This is a genomic window from Brevundimonas sp. P2_A6 (genome assembly GCF_056404975.1).
Genome location: NZ_JBFUCZ010000002.1, coordinates 137,795 through 158,026 on the forward strand (window position 1 = coordinate 137,795; position 20,232 = coordinate 158,026).

Consider the following 20,232-nt stretch of genomic DNA (forward strand, 5'->3'; position numbering starts at 1 on the left):
GAGTCGCCCGGACACCGGTGTTCGTGCTAGAGCGTTAACCCTGATCCGCGGCGGGGGCGCTTTATGGTTTGGGCACTGAGAATTTGTCTGGCGGCACTCGTCCTGGCCTATGCGGCGTGGCTGGCGCTGCCTCCGGGCACGGCCCTCGCGGCGGGGGTTCCCCTGCTTCAGGTCTGGTCCGATCTGGCTCCGGTCGCATCGGTGCCGGCGGCGACCCTGGCGGGCATGTTCCTGGCGATCGTCGCCCTGTACGGCACAAGCGGCGTCGCGACGACGCTGGGCCTGAACGGGGCTCCCGGCCTCTTCTTCCTCGGCTTCGTCGGCGAGATCGCGGTGCGCCTGGTGATCGCCGGAGGGACGCCGACCGTGGCGCCGACCCTGGACATCGCCGCTCGGGTGGAATCGGCTCTGCGACCGTTCGGCGTGCTGGTGGAGACCACGCCCCTGGCCCTTGCAGCCTTGCTGGCGGTCGGGTTGTGTATTCTCGTGACCGGAGTCTGGCGCGGCCAGACGGGCGCGGCCCTGACCCGCATCTGGACCCAGCCGCCCGTCTACGCCTGATACGGCCGCGACCCTCAGTCCCCTTTTTCCAGAGCCGGTCCTCATGAAGATCCTTCGCTTCGTCCTGGTCCTCGCCGTGATCGGTTATGCGGGTTGGCTGGCCTGGCCCTTCCTGTCGCCCTTTTTCGAGGGCGCGCCGGTCGATGTGGCCACGCAGCGGTCAAGCGCGATGATCGAGGCGGGTGGAGGCATTCCGCAGGCAGCCCTCTGGATCGGGGCCGTGTTCCTCTATGTCGTCGCGGCCCTTCTGCTGGGCTCGGGAAACCCCCGAGCCGCCGTGGCCTATTTCCTGGGCTTCATCGCCGATGCGGTGCTGAGGCTGGCGATCGACCGGTCCGGAGGGTCCCAGAACGCCTCCATCGCTGCGGACAGCTCTGCGGCCGGGGGGGAGATGGCCCAGCGCTCGGCCGAGGCCGTCGCACCCGTCGGCCTGCCCGTCGATCCGACCTGGCTGATCCTGGGGGTGCTGCTGGTCATCGGCGTCCTGGTGGTGGCCTTGTCGCGCAGGAGGGTACGACGCCGGGGGCAGGGTCAGCTGGCGGCCTGACGCCGCCGGCCAGCCAAACGCCGGTGCGGTCTGTTCGACGCCGGTCGAAGCGCCCATATCCTCTCCGGCGGTTGACCCGGTGCGGTCAGTCGCTAGGACAGCGGGCGTCTCCCCGACCCCGCACGACCCAGAGGTTCTCATGGCCGACGCCACCCCCGCATCCGCTTCCGTTTCCTACGACGTCGTCATCATCGGCGGCGGCCCCGGCGGCTACAACGCCGCGATCCGTGCGGGTCAACTGGGCCTGAAGGTCGCCTGCGTGGAGATGCGCGAGACCCTGGGCGGCACCTGCCTGAACGTCGGCTGCATGCCGTCCAAGGCCCTGCTGCACGCGTCCGAGCTTTTCGAGGCCGCTAACGGAGAGTTCGCCAAGATCGGCATCGAGGTCGGCACGCCCAAGCTCAACCTGCCGGTCATGATGAAGCAGAAGTCCGAAAGCGTGACCGCCCTGACCAAGGGCATCGAGTTCCTGTTCAAGAAGAACAAGGCCGACTGGATCAAGGGCAAGGGCAAGATCACCGGTGCGGGCACCGTGGAGGTCGAGGCCGCCGATGGCTCCAAGACGACCCTGAACACCAAGAACATCGTCATCGCCACCGGCTCGGAGCCCACGCCGCTGCCCGGCGTCGACTTCGTCCCCGACAAGGTGGTCGATTCCACCGGCGCGCTGAGCCTGCCCGCCGTGCCGAAAAAGCTGATCGTGGTCGGGGCCGGCATCATCGGGCTGGAGCTGGGTTCGGTCTGGCGTCGCCTGGGGGCCGAGGTGACCGTGGTGGAATACCTGCCGCGCATCACGCCGGGCATGGACTCCGATCTGGCCACCGCCTTCCAGCGCGCGCTGACCAAACAGGGCATGACGTTCAAACTGGGATCGAAGGTCACCGGGTCCAAGGTGACCGACGCGGGCGTCGAACTGACCGTCGAACCGGCGGCGGGCGGCGCGGCCGAGGCCCTGACCGGCGACGTCGTCCTGGTCGCCATCGGGCGTCGCCCCTACACGGCCGGGCTGGGGCTGGAGACCGTGGGCGTCGAGACCGACAAGCGCGGCTTCGTCATCGGCGATCACTTCAAGGTGGCGGATGGCGTCTGGGTGATCGGCGACGTCACGACCGGCCCGATGCTGGCCCACAAGGCCGAGGAGGACGCCGTCGCCGCCATCGAGCTGATCGCGGGCAAGGCCGGGCACGTCGACTACAACCTGGTTCCCAGCGTGGTCTACACCTTCCCCGAGGTGGCCTGGGTCGGGAAGACCGAGGACCAGCTGAAGGCCGAGGGTGTGGCCTACAAGTCCGGCAAATTCCCCTTCACCGCCAACAGCCGCGCCAAGATCAACCATGAGACCGACGGCTATGCCAAGGTCCTGGCCGACGCGACGACCGACCGCATCCTGGGCGTCCACATCATGGGACCACAGGCCGGCGAGATGATCGGCGAGGCCTGCGTGGCCATGGCGTTCGGCGGCGCGTCCGAAGATCTGGCGCGGACCAGCCACGCCCACCCGACCCGCTCCGAAGCCGTCAAACAGGCGGCCATGGGCGTCGAGGGCTGGACCATGCAGGCCTGAGGCGCGGTCAGATCCCGCGCTGAGGTCGCCGGCGGCGGACCGGGCCGACCGTGATCCTGGCCTGGGCGTAGTCGAGCGCCACGGTCTCGAACCGGGTCAGGATGTCGGCACCCAGCAACAGGGCCGGGCGGTCCTGCAGACCCAGGGCCGAAAAGACGTGCAGGTCCGAGAACAGCAGCGGCGTGGGTCCCAGCGACCGGCGGGCGATGCGCAGGCTTGACGCGGTCTGGGCCTCGCCCTGGAGAGGCGTGCCGTTGACACCCAGGATGATCGGCGTCGGCACGGTCGGCCCGCGCGCGCCGTCGCGGCCGATGCGGGACTGCAGGGCGCGGTTGCCGATCGAGTATTGCGCGCCGCTGTCGACGAAGGCATCCACGGCGACGCCCTCCACCTCCGTCGGAAGCAGAAGCTGACCGAACCGGCCCTTCATGGCGCGGGCGGGCGTGCGGCCCAGCCGCCCGGCGGCGGCCTCGCCCCGGTTGAAGCTGATGAACTCGCCGTCGTTGGGCCGCAGCCGCACACTGTTGTCGATGAAGTCGATCAGCAGTTCGAACCGACCCAGGGTGTCCAGCCCCACCAACCCCTCCGACCCCAGGTCGGCGCGCGGAAATACGGGGGCCAGGATTTGCTCGAACCGCTGATGCCCGAACTCCAAGGTCTCGATCACGACCGTGTCCACCACGGCGTCGGACGTGACGCCGTGGACCAGGGTGCGGGGACCGGGCGGCAGAGCCATGGCCCGCGCCAGTTCGGTCGAAAGGACGGTGCGCTCCGCCCCTGTGTCGATGACGAACATGGCCGACTGGCGGGCCTCGATCCGCACCGCGACCGACATGCGGGTCAGCAGATTGACCGACAGGGCCGTCGCCGCGTCCACCGGGAGCACGGTGCCCGGCGCGGACTGAAACGCGTCGCCCAGCCCCAGCGCACCCACCGATCCCGCCAGGAATCCGCGCCGGTCCAGTAATCGTGTCGATGCAGGTCCGATGGTCCTTCCCCTCGTCGTAAAGACAGACCCTTTTCGACGACCCTAGGTGCAGGCGGCGACGCTGGCCAGTCACCACGACCCAGGTCCCGGACCGTTGGCGGAAAACCCGCATCGCGCGTATGCTGGGTGAAAGTGGAGGATCTCATGCTAGCGATGCTGCTTCTTCTCGCCGCCGGACCGCAATCGACGGCCGTCATGCCTCCTGACCAGACCGTCGTCCCGGCCCCTCGACCGGACGGAGCCCGGATGAGGATCATCGGGCAGACGCCGCTGTGCCGCTCCGAAGTTCTGAGAACGGTCGAACCCCTCGCCCCCGGCGGCGGTCTGATGTGGCGGGAAGGCGCAGAACCCGTCGGCCTTCATCGTCTGCTCGAGCGCCGTGTGAACGGGTGTCCGGCACCGATCGTCGTGAACTATCGCGTGCCGGGATCGAACGCCGTCGGTCGCGAGATGGGCCGCGCGCAACCCTCGCAGCCGATCACCATCCGCCCCTAGGCTCTGGGGTGCGCGGCGGCGTAGGCCCCCAGCAGGTGGGCCGCATCGACGGCCGTGTATTTCTGGGTCGTCGACAGGCTGGCGTGGCCCAGCAACTCCTGGATCGAGCGCAGGTCGGCCCCCGCCCCCAGCAGATGGGTGGCGAAGCTGTGGCGGAGCGCATGGGGGGTCGCGGACGCCGGCAGGCCCAGCCGGCCGCGCAGTCTTTGAACCGTTGCCTGGACGTGACGGGCGCTGAGCGGGCCGCCGCGACGGGCGCGGAACAGGGCATCGGAAGGCTCCAGCGGAAAGGGCTGAACAGCGACGGCGGCGTCCACCGCGGCGCGGACGGCGGGCAGGATCGGGACCAGCCGGGTCTTGCCGCCCTTGCCGGTGATCCGCAGGCTCTCGCGCAACGGGACGTCGGCGCGGATCAGGCCGAGCGCCTCCGAAATGCGCAGTCCGCATCCGTAGAGCAGCGAAAGGACGGCGGTGTCGCGCAGGGCCTCCCACGGTTCCGCATCGGGATCCAGACCCGGTTCGGCCAGCAGGCCCTTCGCCTGATCGGCGCTGACCGGCCGGGGCAGGGTCGCCTTGACCCGCGGGCCGCGCACCAGAGCCAGTTGCGGCGCGGGCGTATCGCAGCGGCGGTCGAGGAAGACGTGAAAGGTCCGGATGGCCGACAGGGTCTGGCCGAGCGAGCGGGCGTTCAGGGGATGATCCCCAGACCGGCGCTGGGCCAGATGGGCGCGGAGCTCGGCGGCCGTGACGGTGCCGAGGTCGGACAGGCGCTGGGGCTCGCCGCGATGGCGTTCGAGGAAGCTTAGATACTGACCGCCGACATGGCCATAGGCTTCCAGCGTGCGGGGCGACAGCCGGCGCTCGTGCGCCAGATGCTCCAGCCAGGCCGCCAGCGCCTCGGAGGCGGTCAGTTCAGGCCCGCCTAGTTGAGAATGGGCCATCGCTCGGCCATGCGTTCGACGACCCGGGCGATGAAGGCGACCAGTTCGCAGCCCATGCCGGGGGTGAAGCCCTCGTCCTCGGGCGAGCCGAAGGCGCAGATCGCGTGTCGGGCCTGATCGTTGCGCTCGCCCCCTAGGTGCGGGGCCATGCGGATCAGGGCGACGGAGCGGATGTCGGCGGTCGCGGGCCCGAACATATCCAGCCCCTCGAACATCGGTCCGAGCCACGTCAGGCCGTGATCGCCCAGCAGGCCGTCGACGCCGCCGACCTCCAGCAGTTTCCAGCCGAAGGGCGCGCCGCCGGGCTTCTCGACCGCGATGGCGGCCCCGGCCAGGCCGAAACGCCCCTGGGCCGCGGTGTCCAGGCGGCGGGCGAGATCAGAGTGGTTGCGGGATTCCAGAAGATCGAGCGCCGCGACATGAGTCTGGGTCTGGGCGGCGAAGTTGGCGCGGGCGATGGATTCGATGCGCTTTCGGGCATCGGCCTCGCGCTCGGCGGCCTCTTCCAGCCGGGTCAGGGCGGCGCGGCCGAACTCGACGACGTTGCGCCCATGGGGCTTCAGCCCGATTTCTTCCAGCAGGGAACGGTCATCGGCGATCGTCTGGGGGTTGGCCTGTAGCCAGGCGCGGACCTCGGGCCAGTGAAGGGGCTCGGGTTCGGCGAACAGATCGGCGGTCTGGTCCTTGGACGTCAAATCGGCGCTCCTGTCCGGAGCGCCGGACGCGTTTACAGAATCGACTGGCCCGTCTTGCCCCAGTCGGCCAGGAAGGCATCAAGCCCCTTGTCGGTTAACGGGTGCTTGACCAGGGCCTTGAAAGTGTCGGCCGGAAGCGTCGCGGCATCGGCTCCCGCGATGGCGGCGGCCGAGACGTGACCCGGATGACGCAGGGATGCGGCGAGAATTTCCGTCTCGAAGCCGTGAACGTCGTAAAGGACGCGGATGTCCTCCAGCAGTTCGATTCCGTTCGACCCGTGGTCGTCCAGGCGCCCGACGAAGGGCGAGACGAAGGTCGCGCCGGCCTTGGCGGCCAGCAGGGCCTGGGCGGCGGAGAAGCACAGCGTCACGTTGGTCTTGATGCCCTTGTCCGCGAAGTTGCGCGCGGCGCGCAGTCCGTCCCACGTCAGCGGCAGCTTGACCACGACGTTGGGCGCGATGGCGGCTAGCTTGTCGCCCTCCTTGACCATGGTCTCGAAATCGGTCGCGACGGCCTCGGCACTGATCGGCCCCTCGACGAGGGCGCAGATCTCGGCGATGACCTCGGCGATGTTCCGACCGGATTTGGCGATCAGAGAAGGATTGGTGGTGACGCCGTCCACCATGCCGGTGGGCAGCATCTCCTTGATGACGGCGACGTCGGCGGTGTCGAGGAACAGTTTCATGCGGCGGGTTCTAGCGGACCGGGCGTGCCTGTGAAAGTCGCCTCCGTCCTCATACCCCTGCCGGTGCACGAGGCCTTCGATTACGAAGTGCCCGATGGGGTGGCGCTCGCGCGGGGCGATCAGGTGGCGGTGCCGCTGGGGCCGCGCCTGATGCGGGGCATCGTCGCCGAGGTGCGCGAGACGACGAGATCGAACCGACGGCTGAAGGCAGTGGACACTCGTCTGGACGATCCGCCCCTGCCAGAGGGAACTGTCCGGTTCGTCGAATGGGCCGCGCGCTGGACGCTCAGCCCGCCGGGCGAGATGGCGGCGACGGCGCTGAAGGGCCTGCGGGCGCCCCGGCCCCGACCCGAGCGGCGGCTGCGGCGTGTAGGAGAACGGGTTCCGCTGCGACCCACGGCGGGACGCACGGCCGTGCTGGAGGCGTTGGCTCAGGGGGCAATGCCAGGACCCGATCTGGCGCGGGCGGCCGGGGTGTCCTCAGCCGTGGTCAAGGGCCTGCTGGATGAGGGGGTGCTGGAGGTCATCGAGATCCTGGCCGACGCCGCCTTCGATCCGCCCGATCCGGCCCATGCCCCGGCGACGTTGAACGCCGACCAGGCGGCGGCGGCCGATGCTATTTCGGCGGCGACGGCGGCGGGCGGGTTCAGGCCCTTCCTGCTGGACGGGGTCACCGGCTCCGGCAAGACCGAGGCCTATCTGGAGGCCGTGGCGCGAACGCTGGCGGCGGACCCTGCGGCGCAGATCCTGATCCTGCTGCCCGAGATCGCCCTGACCCAGGACCTGATCGCGCGCATCACCGCCCGGTTCGGCGCGGCCCCCGCGGAGTGGCATTCGGGCGTCGCCCCGCCAAAACGCCGCCGGGTGTGGGAGGCGGTCGTCGCGGGCCGCTGCAGCATCGTCGTGGGGGCGCGATCGGCGCTGTTCCTGCCCTTCCCGAGGCTGAAGCTGGTCGTCGTCGACGAGGAGCACGACGGGTCGTTCAAGCAGGAAGACGGTCTGGTCTACCACGGCCGCGACCTGGCGGTGGCGCGGGCGCGGATCGAGGGGGCGGTGGTGGTCCTGGCTTCCGCGACGCCGTCGCTGGAGACGATGTGGAACGCGCAAGGCGGTCGCTACGGGTGGCTGAAGCTGTCCAGTCGGCACGGCGCAGCGGTCCTGCCCGACATCAGCCTGCTCGACCTGCGCCAGTGCCCGCCCGACCCCCAGACCTGGCTGTCCCAACCGTTGCGAGAGGCGATCGCCGAGACTCTGATGGCGGGCGAGCAGACGCTGCTGTTCCTGAACCGGCGAGGCTATGCGCCGGTGGTGCTGTGCCGGGCGTGCGGGCACCGGATGACCTCGCCCGATACGGACAGCTGGCTGGTGGAGCACCGCTATACCGGGCGGCTGGTCTGCCACCTGACCGGCTTCACCATGGCGCGGCCCCGGTTTTGTCCGTCCTGCGGGGCGGAGGACACCCTGGTCTCGGTCGGGCCGGGCGTCGAGCGGGTCGAGGAGGAGGTGCGCCAGCTGTTCCCGCAGGCGCGGACGGCCGTGTTCAGCTCCGATACCGTGCCGGACGCCCGGGCGGCGCGCGCGCTGATCCAGCGGATGACGGACGGCGAGATCGACATCCTGGTGGCCACCCAGGCGGCGGCAAAGGGGCACAACTTTCCGCTGCTGACCCTGGTCGGGGTCGTGGATGCCGATCTGGGCCTGAGAGGCGGCGATCTGCGCGCAGCGGAACGAACCTATCAGCTTCTGACCCAGGCGACGGGGCGTGCCGGGCGGGCGGACAGGCCGGGGCGGGCGATCCTGCAGACCTGGACGCCCGAGCATCCGGTGCTGATGGCGCTGGCGGCGGGCGACCGCGAAGCCTTCGTCGAGGCCGAGATGGCCGAGCGGGAGGCGGCGACCCTGCCCCCCCATGGTCGGCTCGCGGCGCTGATCCTGTCGGGGGTCGACGCCATGGCGGTCGAAAAGGTCGCCGCCGACCTGGCCGCCGCCATTCCCAATGCCGAACGGCTGGAGGTCTATGGCCCGGCCGATGCGCCGCTGGGGCTGATCCGGGGGCGGCGGCGCAAACGCCTGCTGGTCCGGGCCGACCGGGACGTGGACCTGCAGGGCTTCCTGCGAGCCTGGCTGGCACGGGTCAAGGTGCCGGGATCGGTGCGGGTCACGGTGGATGTGGACCCCTACAGCTTCCTCTAGCCGACCCCCATTGCTTTCAGGGCCGGGCGCAGGCTGACGGCGGACGTGCGAAAATCCTTCCACGGATACGGCTTCTTCAGCAGGGCCGGATAGGTGCGCAGGGTGAAGGCCCTGGGGTCCAGGCCGGTCTTCACCTGGGTCCAGCCGAGCGGGAAGGCGATGCCCGCGCCGGGGCGGGCGCGGGGCGACCAGGGCGCCACGGCCGTCGCCATCCGGCCGTTGCGCAGATAGTCGAGGAAGATCTTCCCGCCCCGCGCCTTCTTGGCCAGGGTGGTGGTGAACCGGTCGGGCGCGCCGGCGCGCACCGCCTCGGAGACCGCCTTGGCAAAGGCCTTGTTCTGATCCCAGGTGACCCGGCTGCGCGCATCGGTCTTGATCGGCACGACGACGTGCAGTCCCTTGCCCCCGGTGGTCTTGACGAAGGGGTGCAGGCCCAGCGCCTCCAGTCGTTTCCTCAGCACCTTGGCCGCCGCGATCACGTCGTCGAAATCCAGCCCTTCGTCGGGATCCAGGTCGAAGGTGATCTGGTCGGGGATTTCCGGTTCGCCCGGCGCGCAGCCCCAGGGGTGCAGTTCCAGCCCGCCCGACTGGCCGATGGCGACAAGGCCGCCGACATCGACGACGGCGACATAGGGTTTCCTCTCGTGCACGTCGATCAGCTTCAGGCGCGGGTTGGAGCCCGGCATGGCGTGACGCTGAAAAAAGGTCTCGCCGCCCACGCCCTCGGGCGCGCGGATGATGGAGGTCGGCCGATCCGCGACGTGAGGCAGGATGCGCATCGCCACCGCCTCGTAATAGCGGGCCAGCTCGGCCTTGGTGATGGCGGGATGTCCGTCCTGTGCCGGCCACAGGACCTTCTCGGGATGGGAGATCGTCACCCCCGCCACGACGACCTTGCCCTTCGCCGAGGCCGGCGGCGCCGGTTCTCCGGGCACGTGCAGATTGGCGGCGGGCGCGGCCTTGCCGGTGGGGCTGGGGGTCTGGGGGCGCTCGGTCACATCCGAGGCCGGCTTGTCCTCGCGCAGGCCCTTGAACGCCGCCTGCCGCAGGGATCCGGATTCGGTATAGCCACCGTGGGTGACCTCGGCGACCAGGACGGGCCTCAGCCAGTGGATATCGCGGCCCCCGCGCGGCGCGCCCTTGCCCGCGAAGGGGCTGTCTTGCGACGCCGCCGTCTTCAGCGCGGGCAGCAGGGTCTTCAGCAGCGGCTGGGAATAGCCCGTGCCGACGCGGCCGAGATAGCGCAGGCCCTCGCCCTCCCGCACCCCCACCAGCAGGGACCGGAACCGGGTGCCGTCTTGCGACGACCAGCCGCCGATGACGACCTCGTCCCCGCCCCGGCATTTGGACTTCAGCCAGGTCGTGGATCGACCGGCGGTGTAGGGGGCATCGAGCTTCTTGGAGATGACGCCTTCCAGGTCCATGCGACAGGCGCTTTCCAGCACCGCCTGACCGGTCGAGGCGAAGTGGTCGACATAGCGGATGCGGCCGCGCGCCGCCTTGGGCATTCGGTCGATGTGGGCGCTCAGCCTGGCCTTGCGATGCGACAGCGGCAGGTCGCGCAGGTCCTCGGTGCCTTCGGACAGCAGGTCGAAGGCGAACAGGACGAGGCCGCCGGTCTTGCCGTCAGAGATCGCCGCCTGGAGCGCCGAGAAGTCCGGCATGTGGTCCGCATCCAGCGCGCAAAGCTCCCCGTCGACGACGCCGGCAGGCCAGCGGGCGGCGTCGGCCACGACTTCGGGGAACTTGTCGGACCAGTCGTGGCCGCGCCGCGTATAAAGCCGGGCCCTGCCGCCCCCGGTGGCGATCTGGACGCGGTAGCCATCGAACTTGATCTCGTGGGCCCAGCCCGAACCGGACGGTGGATGGTCGGCGACCTTGCACAACTGGATCGGGGTAAAGGCCGGCGGTTTGGACAGCGTCGTCTCGGACGCCTTGGGTTTCGGTTTGGCCGGAGCCTTGCGCGTGGTGGGCTTCGACGTCGTCCACTGCTTTTTGCCGTCGGCGATCTCGGCCAGGCTGCGGCCCGTGGTGACGGAGGCGTCGATCTCGGCCAGGGCGTCGCCCTCGCCCGGCACGGCGTGGGAGTCCTTTTCCTTCAGCAGCAGCCAGTTGTTCCGTTTTGAAGGCTTGCCGCGATCGGACTTCAACCGAACCAGCGCCCACCCGCCCTTCAGCCGCTCCCCGTCCAGACACATCTTGATCGAGCCCTTGGCCCAGTCGTCTTCCAGCGTATCGGGATGCTGAGGCGTCCAGGTGCCGGTGTCCCACAGCTGGACTGTGCCCCCGCCATAGTTGCCGGACGGAATGGTGCCTTCGAAGTCGCCATAGTCGAGGGGATGATCCTCGACCTCGACCGCCAGTCGTTTCACGGTCGTGTCGCGAGACGGGGCCTTGGTCACGGCCCAGGACTTCAGCACCCCGTCGAACTCGATGCGGAAGTCGTAGTGCAGCCGCGTCGCCGCATGCCGCTGGATCAGATAGCGGAGTGGAGCTGACGCCTTGCCGACCGCCTTCCTGCCCTTGGGCTCGGGTGTCTCGGCGAACCGGCGCTTGGCCTGATAGGTCTTCAGCTCGCCCTTCATCGTCGGTCCCGTCCCTGTCGCAGACACGGCAACGCTCGGCACAAGGATTCGATCACCTGCGGCTCAAGCAGCGAGGCTGCGCGAGCCGAGCGTTAGCCGCCCAAACATTTGTGACTCTTTGTCCATGTTCGTGCGGTGCCGATTGCACAGCGGTATTCGGTCGTTAAGGTCTGGGCCGCCCGTCAAAAAAGGACTGTTTCCATGCGTCTTCGCCTCGTCTCGCTCGCCGCCATCATGGCCGTGATCGCCCCGGCCGCACCGGTGTTCGCCGCTGTATCGGACACGGCACCCGCGACGGCGACGGCCGCACAACCCGTCCAGGCCGAACCGCTGCAGGCCGCGCCGGTCGCGGATCTGGTGGCGAGGGTCGATATTCCGTGGTCGCGCTTCACCCTGGACAACGGCCTGACGGTGCTGGTCCACACCGATCGCAAGGCACCGGTCGTGGCGGTGTCGATCTGGTACAACGTCGGCTCCAAGGACGAACCGCAGGGATCGACCGGCTTCGCTCACCTGTTCGAGCACCTGATGTTCGGCGGATCGGAGAACAGCCCCGGAAGCTATATCCAGACCATGAGCGCCGTGGGCGCGACGGGCCTGAACGGCACCACCTGGTTCGACCGCACCAACTATTTCGAGACCGTGCCGACGCCGGCGCTGGAAACGACCCTGTTCATGGAAAGCGACCGGATGGGCTATCTGCTCGGCCAGGTCGGGCAGGAGGTCCTGGATCTGCAGCGCGGCGTCGTCCAGAACGAGAAGCGCCAGCGCGACAACCAGCCCTATGGCCTGGTCGAATATGCCCAGCTGGAAAACCTGTTCCCCGAAGGCCACCCCTATCGCCACTCGGCGATCGGCTCGATGGCCGATCTGGATGCCGCCAGCCTGGAGGTCGTACGCAACTGGTTCCGCCAGAACTATGGCCCCAACAATGCCGTGCTGGTCCTGTCGGGCGACATCGACGAGGCGACGGCCCGCACCCTGGTCGACAAATATTTCGGGGCCATCCCGCGCGGCCCGGTCAATGACCCGGCCGAGGCTCCGGTGCCGACCCTGGCCGCACCGATCGACCTGACCCTGCACGACCGGGTCGCCAACACCCAGATCACCCGCAGCTGGGTCGTGCCGGGCCTGAACGACGACGATACGGTCCCCCTGAGCGTCGGCGCCGCCATCCTGGGCGGCCTGGCCTCGTCGCGTCTGGACAACGAACTGATCCGCAAGGACCAGACGGCCGTCTCGGTCAGCGCGTCGGACGCCGCCTATCACCGCATCGGCATCTTCGAGATCAGCGTGGACGTGAAGCCCGGCGGCGACGTCGCGGCCGTGAACACGCGCCTCGATTCCATCCTGGCCGACCTGATCGCCAATGGCCCGACCGAGGAAGAGGTGGCGCGCGTCGCCACCAGCTATGTCTCGCGCCGCATCCAGGGCCTGGAACAGGTCAACGGCAAGGCCTCGGTCCTGGCCGAGGGCCAACTGTATTCGGGTGACCCCGATCACTACAAGAAGGAGCTGGCCGCCTTTGCCTCGGTCACGCCGGAACAGGTGCGTGACGCCATGGGTCGCTGGCTGTCGCGCCCCGCCCTGAACATCACCGTCGAACCCGGCGAGCGCGAAGCCTATGCCGAGGCGGCGGCCACCAATGCGCCGCCCGTGCCCGCCGAGCCGATCCAGCGCGTGGCGCGCGATCCGGTCCCCGCCGTCGGTCCGGTGTCCGACCTGAACTTACCCGCCGTAGAGCGGTCACGGCTGTCGAACGGCATCCAGGTCGTCTACGCCCGCTCGACCACCGTGCCGGTCACCCGCGTGGCCGTGGAGTTCGACGCGGGCTTCGCGGCCGACAAGCCCGACGCCCTGGGCGCACAAAGCCTGATGCTGGACCTGATGGACGAGGGCGCAGGCGGCCGCACCGCCGCGCAACTCGCCGAGGAACAGGAACGCCTGGGGGCCTCGATCAACCTTGGAGCCTCCATGGACCGATCGGCGGCCAGCCTGACGGCCGTCTCGACCAACCTGGCCCCGTCGCTGTCGCTGCTGTCCGACGTCGTGCGTCGCCCGACCTTCGCCGACGGCGAGGTGGCCCGACTGCGCGCCCAGCGGATCGCCGCCCTGGCCAGCGAGAAGACCAATCCCGGCGCCATCGCCGCGCGCGCCCTGCCGCCGCTGCTATATGGCGAGGCCAGCCCCTATGGCCGGTCCTTCACGGGCAGCGGCACCGAGGCCGCGATCAGCGGGCTGGACCGCGCGGAACTGCTGGCCCAGCACGACGCCTGGATCCGGCCCGACAAGGCGACGATCTTCGTCGTCTCCGACCTGCCGCTGGCCGAGGTCACGGCCCAACTGAACACCGCCTTCGGCGACTGGGCCCCGCCTTCGGTGGCCGCCGGCACCAAGTCGTTCGCCGCCGCCGTGCCCGCCACGACCGGCCGGATCGTCCTGATCGACCGGCCGCAATCGCCGCAGTCGCTGATCTATGGTGGGCAGGTCCTGCCGCTGACGGGCACCGACGACCTGCTGACGATCAACACCGCCAACGCGGTTCTGGGCACGGACTTCCTGTCACGGATCAACGCCGACCTGCGCGAGACCAAGGGCTGGTCCTACGGCGTGCGGGGCAACATCAACGCGCTGGAACACCAGATCCCCTACATCGTCAACGCGCCGGTACAGGCCAACCGGACGGGCGAGTCGATCGCGGCGCTGATGGCTGACTATCAGGCCTTCCTGGGGCCGCAGGGGGTGACCCCGGCCGAGCTGACCCGCACGATCAACGGCAATACGCGGGGCCTGGCCGGCAGCTACGAGACCTCGGCCCAGTTGCTGAACGCGCTGCGCTCCAACGCCCTGTACGGTCGCCCCGACGACTACCAGGAGACGATCGCCAGCCGCACCCGCGCCCTGACGACCGAACAGCTGGATGCCGCGGCCCGCGCCGCGATCGATCCGTCCAAGTTCGTCTGGGTCGTCGTCGGCGATGCGGCCACGGTGCGTCCGCAGCTGGAGAACCTCGGCCTGCCGGTCGAGGTTCGCGAAATACAGTAGAGCAAGGGCGCTAACGCTCGGCTCGCGGAGCCTCGCTGCTTGAGCTTGGGTCGGGTCGCTAACGCTCGGCTCGCGGAGCCTCGCTGCTTGAGCGCAAGCGGCGGAGCTTCGTTGCTTCGGGACAACCGGGAACGGAGTCCGCGGCTGGAACATTATGGCAACTCAGTTTCTGGAGTGCGCCGTGACCGATCCCAATCCCAAGCTTGACCCCGATCCGCCGACCAATACCGAGAAAGATCCCGACGACTGGGTTTCCGGGGACGATCCCATGACGGGGGCGCAGGCGTCGTATCTGAAGACCCTCTCCGAGGAGGTCGACGAACCGGCGGCCTTCGCGGCCGATCTTTCCAAGGCCGAAGCGTCGCGCCGGATCGACGACCTGAAGAGTCGACTGCGCGCGGGCGGCTAGTCCTCACCCTCGATGGCGTGGATGTCGTCGTCGGAAAGGCCGAAATGGTGGCCGATCTCGTGGATCAGGACGTGGCCGATCAGGTCGGACAGGCCGATATCGCCCCGCTCGCACCACTCGTCCAGGATCGGGCGGCGGTACAGGAACACCCGCGACGGCTCCGTCGCGGGTCCCAGGCCCTCGCGACGGCCGATATCGACGCCGTGATACAGGCCCGTCAGTTCGAAGGGATCCTCGACGCCGACCGAGGCCAGGGTCTCCTCGTCCGCGAAGTCGTCGATGCGCAGGACCACCTCACCCGCCGCGGACCGGAAAGGCTCGGGCAGAGCGTCGAACGCGGCGCGGGCCATGGCCGCGAAGTCGTCGAGCGATGGGGCGGCGCGGTCGATCCAATCATTGGCAGGCGCGGTCTGTGACATGGTGCGGATATCGGTCCCACAAGCCCTCCGCGCAATCGCGGAAATCAGGCTATGCTGGCGAATCAAATCGGCGGGTGAACGCGAATGGACGGAGCCGAGATCGCCTTTGTGGCGACGGCCGGAGCGGGGGGACTGGCGCTGGCCATCAGTGCCTGGGCCTGGCGGCTGAAACGCGCCGCAGCCCGGCGCGAGTCCATCATCGAGCAGGGTCTGCACGCGGCGCAAACAGGCAAAAGCGCGCGCGACGCGGCTCTGGCCGCCTTCGGAGACGTGCGGCTGAGCCTGATGCGCGACGCCATGCCGGCCGTGGTGGGCGATGCCGCGCAGATCCAGTCGGCCCGCATCGGCCTGGATGCCTCCGAGACCGCCGACGCCGCCGTGTCCCTGGCAGAGGCGCTGAACGGGCGTCACCCCGAGGCCATCCGTCGACTGATCGACGAGGGTCACGCCTTCGACATTCGCGACGGCGAATGGCGCATCGAGGGCCGGCCGTTTGGCGGTGAGGCCTGGATCGGCCTGTCGCACCCGGGCAGTGCCGAGCGCACCAATATGACGCCCGGAGAGGCACCCGGGGGGCTGGGGGCCGGGCTGATCGCCGACGCCTCGCCTTCGCCCACCTGGGTGGTGGACGGGCAGGGACAGCTGATCTGGGCCAACCGCGCCTGGCTGAGCGAGGTCCGCGCGCCGTCGCTGGAGGAGGCGCGAGAGGCCGGGGCCGTGTTCGACCGGGGTGCCGATCAGCTGGCGGCGGAAGCGTCGCGGATGGGCGCGCGTCAGGAAGGCTTTCGCTGGACGGCCGGCGACAGCCGCAGGCGGGCCTGGAAGATCATGGCCGAGCCGCTGGCCGGCGTCGGCGGGCCGGTGCTGGTCTTCGCCATCGACATGACCGAGGCCGAGGAGACCCGCGACACCCTGCGCCGCCACGTCACCGCGCACGACGAGACGCTGAACCACCTGGCCGACGCGGTCGCCATCTTCGGCCCGTCGAGGAAGCTGGCGTTCCACAACACGGCTTTCCAGACCCTGTTCAACCTCGACCCCGCCTGGCTGAACGAGCGGCCGACGCACGGCGAACTGCTGGACCGCCTGCGCCAGCGCCGCATGCTGCCAGAGGTTATCGACTACGCCGGGTGGAAGGCCCAGGAGCTGGAATTCTATGGCGCGGCGGAGGCGGCCCCCGACGACAGCTGGTCCCTGCCCGACGGGCGGACGCTGCGGGTCGTGCGCCAGCCCCATCCCCTGGGCGGCATCCTGCTGATCTTTTCGGACATCACCGGCGAACTGTCCCTGCGCAGCCGCTTCAACTCCCAGCTTCAGGTCCAGACCGCGACGCTGGACAAGCTGAACGACGCGGTGGCCGTGTTCGGATCCGATGGGCGGCTGCGGCTGCACAACGAGGCGTTCGAGACCTTCTGGTCCGTCTCTGCCGAGCGGCTGGAAGCGGCGGGTGATTTCGATGCGGTGGCCGAGCTGTGCAAGGTCGCCCTGCCCGACGCCGCGCTGTGGCTGGGGCTGAAGGCCCGCGTCGCCGATCCCGATCCCGAAAGCCGGGTGGCGGTCCAGGGCGAGGGGCGCACGACCGACGGCCGCATCGCCGCCTGGCAGACCCGGCCGCTGCCCGACGGTGCCACGCTCGTTGCGTTCTCCGACGTCACGGCACGGCGCGAGCTGGAGCAGGCCCTGGCGCAGCGCGAGGCGGCGCTGAAGGAAAGCCAGGCGCTGAAGCGCGAGTTCGTCGGCTCAGTCAGTTACGAGCTGCGCACGCCCCTGACGACCATCGTCGGCTATTCAGAACTGCTGGAGACCCTGGGCGATCTGCCCGAGCGCAGCCGCCAGCACGCGGGAGCCATCCGCATCGCGGCGGGCCAGCTGGCGCGGTCCATCGACGACGTGCTGGACATGGCCCAGATCGACGCGGGCGAGATGGAGCTGTCGCTCGGCGACGTGCGGCTGCGCGACCTGTTCGCCGAGGCTGTCGAGCGTCATCGCCCCCGGATCGACGGGCGCGGCGCGACGCTGACGGCCCTGGTCCCGACCGACCTGCCGCCGGTCCGTGCCGATGCGCGCCGGCTGATGCAAGCGGTGGATCATCTGCTGGAGAACGCCACCCGGTCCGTGTTCGAAGGCGGCGAGGTCACCCTGAAGGCCGAGCTGAACGGCCCGGAGGTCCGCATTCGGGTCGAGGACACCGGGCGCGGCATCCCCTATCACCTTCAGGCCCTGGTGTTCGACCGGTTCGTCAAGCGCGAGCGGGGCGGACCGGGCGTCGGTCTGGCCCTGGTCAAGGCCCTGGTCGAACTGCACGGTGGTTGGGCCGAGGTGGAATCCGAACCCGGCAAGGGCGCGGCCTTCATCCTGCACCTGCCGCTGGAGGCGACGGGCGCGGCGGTGACGCCGGAGCTGGCTTTGGGATGAGGCAATAGGCAACAGGCAATAGAAAGGGGGCCGCCTCGTCGCCGGGGTTGAGCCGCGCCTTCCTGTTGCCTATTGCCTGTTGCCTGTTGCCTGTCCGGAGGCCCCATGGCCGACAAACCGCTCCTCAAGACCGCCCTGATCTACGACTTCGACGGCACCCTGGCGCGTGGGAACATGCAGGAGGTGACCTTCATCCCCTCGGTCGGCATGGGCATCGGCGACTTCTGGGGCGAGGCGGACCGGCTGACCAAGTCGGCCGATGGCGACAACATCCTGATGTACATGCAGTTGATGCTGCAGCGGGCGCGCGAGAACGGCACCCCGATCACGCGAAAGACCCTGCGCGAGCACGGCGAGGACGTGAAGCTGTTCGATGGGCTGAAGTCCGACCTGACCGGCCCCGGCTGGTTCGAGCGGATCGACGCGGTCGGCGCGAAATACGGCCTGGACATCGACCACTACATCATCTCGGCCGGGCTGGAGGAGATGATCGATGGATGCCCGATCCGCGACGCCTTCCACCACGTCTTCGCGTCCAAATTCGCCTATGACGACCACGGGGTGGCGATCTGGCCCGCCGTGGGCGTCAACTACACCACCAAGACCCAGTATCTGTTCCGCATCAACAAGGGCGTGCTGAACCACTGGGACCACGAGCGCATCAACAAGTTCGTGCCCGATGACGACCGCGCCGTGCCGTTCGAGCGGATGATCTTCCTGGGCGACGGGGACACCGACGTGCCCACCATGAAGATGATGCACACCAAGGGCGGCTATTCGATCGCGGTCTATGACCCCCGGAACTCCGAAAAGGACCAGAAGAAGATCTACAGCCTGATCTCCGAGGACCGGGTGAATTTCGTGGCCGCCGCCGATTATCGCGAGGGCCAGCCGCTCGACTTGATCGTCAAGGGCCTGATCGGCCGCATCGCCATCAACGCCGGCACCATGCCGGCCGTCGACTGATCGACGAAGGACATTCACATGCTGCGCGTCGCTGTTCAGATGGACCCGATCGAGGGGGTCAATATCGCCTCGGACACCACATTCTTCCTGATGATGGAGGCGCAAGCGCGCGGCCATCCGCTGTGGGTCTATGACTTCCGGACCCTGGCCCTGGAGGACGGCAGCCTGTCGTGCCGCGCCCGGCCGGTCGTGATCCGCCAGGTGCATGGCGATCACGTGACCCTGGGCGATGAGGTCAAACTGGACCTGGGGCGGGACGTCGACGTCATCCTGATGCGCCAGGACCCGCCCTTCGACATGGCCTATGTGACGGCGACCTATCTCTTGGAGACGGTCCATCCGCGCACCCTGGTCGTCAACGACCCGGCCGAGGTCCGTTCCGCCCCCGAAAAGCTGTTCGCCACCCATTTCGAGGGCGTCCAGCCGCCGACCCTGATCAGCGCCGACGCGGTGGCCCTGGTGGACTTCCACGAACGCCATGGCGACGTGGTGCTGAAGCCCCTGCATGGCGCGGCCGGGTCGGGCGTGGTGCGGCTGAAGGCCGACGATCCCAACCTGGAGGCCCTGGTCGAGATCCACATGGCCGGGTCGCGCGATCCCCTGGTAATCCAGAAATTCATCCCGGCGGTCTCCAAGGGCGACAAGCGGATCATCCTGATCGACGGCGAGCCGGTCGGGGCCATCAATCGCGTGCCCGCCGACGGCCAGGTGCGATCCAATCTGCGCGTCGGCGGCACGGCTGCGCCGGTCGAACTGACGCCGCGCGACCTGGAAATCTGCGCCATCGTCGGGCCGACGCTGAAGGAAAAGGGGCTGCTGTTCGTCGGCATTGACGTGATCGGCGACTATCTGACCGAGATCAACGTCACCTCGCCCACCGGCGCTGTGCAGATGAAGGAATTCTCCGGCGTCGATGCGGCCGCGATCCTGTGGGACGTGATCGAGGCCAAGCGCATTCCGAACGCCTGACGCGGCATGCGAGCGCGACGATGGTCTTGCAACTCGACAAGGTTCGTGTTTTGTTCCACGTGAAACACGGCTTGTGATTTCGGGGGCGGGACATGCTGGCCAGTATCGCGACGGTGGCGTTCGAGGGGGTTGAGGCGCGGCGCGTCAGCGTCGAGGTGCAACTGGTCGGCTCGGACGGCCCGACCATCTTCTCGATCGTCGGCCTGCCGGACAAAGCGGTGGCCGAAAGCCGCGAGCGCGTGCGCGGGGCCTTCGCCGGTATCGGCCTGGCGCTTCCGGCAAAGCGGATCATCGCCAACCTGGCCCCCGCCGACCTGCCCAAGGAAGGCAGCCATTTCGACCTGCCCATCGCCCTGGCCTTGCTGGCGGCGCTGGGGGTGATTCAGCCGGACGCGCTGCAGGGCTGGGCGGCGCTGGGGGAGCTGGGGCTGGACGGGCGGATCCAGCCGGTGGGCGGGACCCTGCCTGCCGCCGTCGCCGCCTCGGCCATGGGGCTGGGCCTGATCTGTCCGGAGGCGAACGGGCCCGAGGCGGCGTGGGCGGGCGACGTCTCGATCCTGGCCCCGCGCTCGCTGATCGGCCTGATCAACCATTTCAAGGGCACGACCATCCTGCGCGCGCCCGAGCCGGGGCCGGTCCGGTCTGGCACGGCCGTGCCGGACCTGCGCGACGTCAAGGGCCAGGAGAGCGCCAAACGCGCCTTGGAAGTCGCGGCCGCGGGGGGACACAACCTGCTGAGGTTATTTTTTAGGCA

16 protein-coding genes and 1 pseudogene are annotated in these 20,232 nt (G+C 69.1%); 11 read left to right on the forward strand and 6 right to left on the reverse strand.

Annotated features, from left to right (window positions below):
- The first annotated feature begins 63 nt into the window (after positions 1–63).
- The 3 genes from AC1DW4_RS06100 to lpdA all read left to right on the forward strand — a co-directional run bounded on the left by AC1DW4_RS06100 (position 64) and on the right by lpdA (position 2,672).
- Positions 64–561, forward strand: coding sequence for a hypothetical protein (locus AC1DW4_RS06100; protein ID WP_477016360.1), 498 nt, complete (start codon positions 64–66; stop codon positions 559–561).
- Positions 562–604: 43 nt separating this feature from the next.
- A complete protein-coding gene (locus AC1DW4_RS06105; protein ID WP_477016361.1) occupies positions 605–1,108 on the forward strand; it encodes a hypothetical protein in 504 nt (167 codons plus the stop codon).
- Positions 1,109–1,247: 139 nt separating this feature from the next.
- Positions 1,248–2,672 (forward strand): dihydrolipoyl dehydrogenase, encoded by a 1,425-nt coding sequence (lpdA, locus tag AC1DW4_RS06110; protein WP_477016362.1) that lies wholly within the window; start codon positions 1,248–1,250, stop codon positions 2,670–2,672.
- 7 nt (positions 2,673–2,679) lie between these two features.
- Here lpdA and AC1DW4_RS06115 read toward each other — a convergent pair whose 3' ends face one another.
- The gene (locus AC1DW4_RS06115) at positions 2,680–3,606 is read right to left on the reverse strand and encodes an aspartyl protease family protein (protein WP_477016363.1); all 927 of its coding nucleotides are present in this window, start codon (positions 3,604–3,606) and stop codon (positions 2,680–2,682) included.
- 207 nt (positions 3,607–3,813) lie between these two features.
- On the opposite strand from AC1DW4_RS06115, the gene AC1DW4_RS06120 reads away from it, so the two are divergent.
- On the forward strand, positions 3,814–4,155 hold the full coding sequence (locus AC1DW4_RS06120) for a hypothetical protein (protein WP_477016364.1): 342 nt from the start codon (positions 3,814–3,816) through the stop codon (positions 4,153–4,155).
- Here AC1DW4_RS06120 and AC1DW4_RS06125 read toward each other — a convergent pair.
- From AC1DW4_RS06125 to fsa, 3 genes are read right to left on the reverse strand one after another with little or no spacing between them, the layout of a single operon-like run.
- Complete coding sequence (locus AC1DW4_RS06125; RefSeq protein ID WP_477016365.1) at positions 4,152–5,096, reverse strand: tyrosine recombinase XerC; 945 nt, start codon at positions 5,094–5,096, stop codon at positions 4,152–4,154. The two genes, AC1DW4_RS06120 and AC1DW4_RS06125, sit on opposite strands and share 4 nt — an antisense overlap.
- The gene (locus AC1DW4_RS06130; RefSeq protein ID WP_477016366.1) at positions 5,078–5,791 is read right to left on the reverse strand and encodes a DUF484 family protein; all 714 of its coding nucleotides are present in this window, start codon (positions 5,789–5,791) and stop codon (positions 5,078–5,080) included. Before AC1DW4_RS06130 ends, AC1DW4_RS06125 begins: the two co-directional genes overlap by 19 nt.
- A 32-nt stretch (positions 5,792–5,823) precedes the next feature.
- Positions 5,824–6,477 (reverse strand): fructose-6-phosphate aldolase, encoded by a 654-nt coding sequence (gene fsa, locus AC1DW4_RS06135; RefSeq protein ID WP_477016367.1) that lies wholly within the window; start codon positions 6,475–6,477, stop codon positions 5,824–5,826.
- A gap of 30 nt (positions 6,478–6,507) precedes the next feature.
- Here fsa and AC1DW4_RS06140 point away from each other — a divergent pair, with 30 nt between their 5' ends.
- On the forward strand, positions 6,508–8,670 hold the full coding sequence (locus AC1DW4_RS06140) for a primosomal protein N' (protein WP_477016913.1): 2,163 nt from the start codon (positions 6,508–6,510) through the stop codon (positions 8,668–8,670).
- On the opposite strand, the gene ligD is transcribed toward AC1DW4_RS06140, so the two are convergent.
- Complete coding sequence (gene ligD / locus AC1DW4_RS06145) at positions 8,667–11,255, reverse strand: DNA ligase D (RefSeq protein ID WP_477016914.1); 2,589 nt, start codon at positions 11,253–11,255, stop codon at positions 8,667–8,669. The two genes, AC1DW4_RS06140 and ligD, sit on opposite strands and share 4 nt — an antisense overlap.
- A gap of 201 nt (positions 11,256–11,456) precedes the next feature.
- On the opposite strand from ligD, the gene AC1DW4_RS06150 reads away from it, so the two are divergent.
- Together AC1DW4_RS06150 and AC1DW4_RS06155 are read left to right on the forward strand one after the other, a co-directional pair.
- Entirely contained in the window at positions 11,457–14,300 is a 2,844-nt protein-coding gene (locus AC1DW4_RS06150) for a M16 family metallopeptidase (RefSeq protein ID WP_477016368.1), read from the forward strand.
- Positions 14,301–14,481: 181 nt separating this feature from the next.
- Complete coding sequence (locus tag AC1DW4_RS06155; RefSeq protein ID WP_477016369.1) at positions 14,482–14,709, forward strand: DUF3072 domain-containing protein; 228 nt, start codon at positions 14,482–14,484, stop codon at positions 14,707–14,709.
- Here AC1DW4_RS06155 and AC1DW4_RS06160 read toward each other — a convergent pair.
- The gene (locus AC1DW4_RS06160) at positions 14,706–15,128 is read right to left on the reverse strand and encodes a metallopeptidase family protein (protein WP_477016370.1); all 423 of its coding nucleotides are present in this window, start codon (positions 15,126–15,128) and stop codon (positions 14,706–14,708) included. The two genes, AC1DW4_RS06155 and AC1DW4_RS06160, sit on opposite strands and share 4 nt — an antisense overlap.
- An 84-nt stretch (positions 15,129–15,212) precedes the next feature.
- Here AC1DW4_RS06160 and AC1DW4_RS06165 point away from each other — a divergent pair, with 84 nt between their 5' ends.
- From AC1DW4_RS06165 to AC1DW4_RS06180, 4 genes and pseudogenes are all read left to right on the forward strand, one after another.
- Positions 15,213–17,543, forward strand: coding sequence for a sensor histidine kinase (locus tag AC1DW4_RS06165; RefSeq protein ID WP_477016371.1), 2,331 nt, complete (start codon positions 15,213–15,215; stop codon positions 17,541–17,543).
- 105 nt (positions 17,544–17,648) lie between these two features.
- A complete protein-coding gene (locus AC1DW4_RS06170; protein ID WP_477016372.1) occupies positions 17,649–18,509 on the forward strand; it encodes an HAD family hydrolase in 861 nt (286 codons plus the stop codon).
- An 18-nt stretch (positions 18,510–18,527) separates the two neighbouring features.
- A complete protein-coding gene (gene gshB, locus AC1DW4_RS06175; RefSeq protein WP_477016373.1) occupies positions 18,528–19,478 on the forward strand; it encodes a glutathione synthase in 951 nt (316 codons plus the stop codon).
- A gap of 92 nt (positions 19,479–19,570) precedes the next feature.
- Positions 19,571–20,215: pseudogene (locus AC1DW4_RS06180) on the forward strand (magnesium chelatase domain-containing protein); the annotation flags it as partial.
- Between the last annotated feature and the right edge of the window lie 17 nt (positions 20,216–20,232).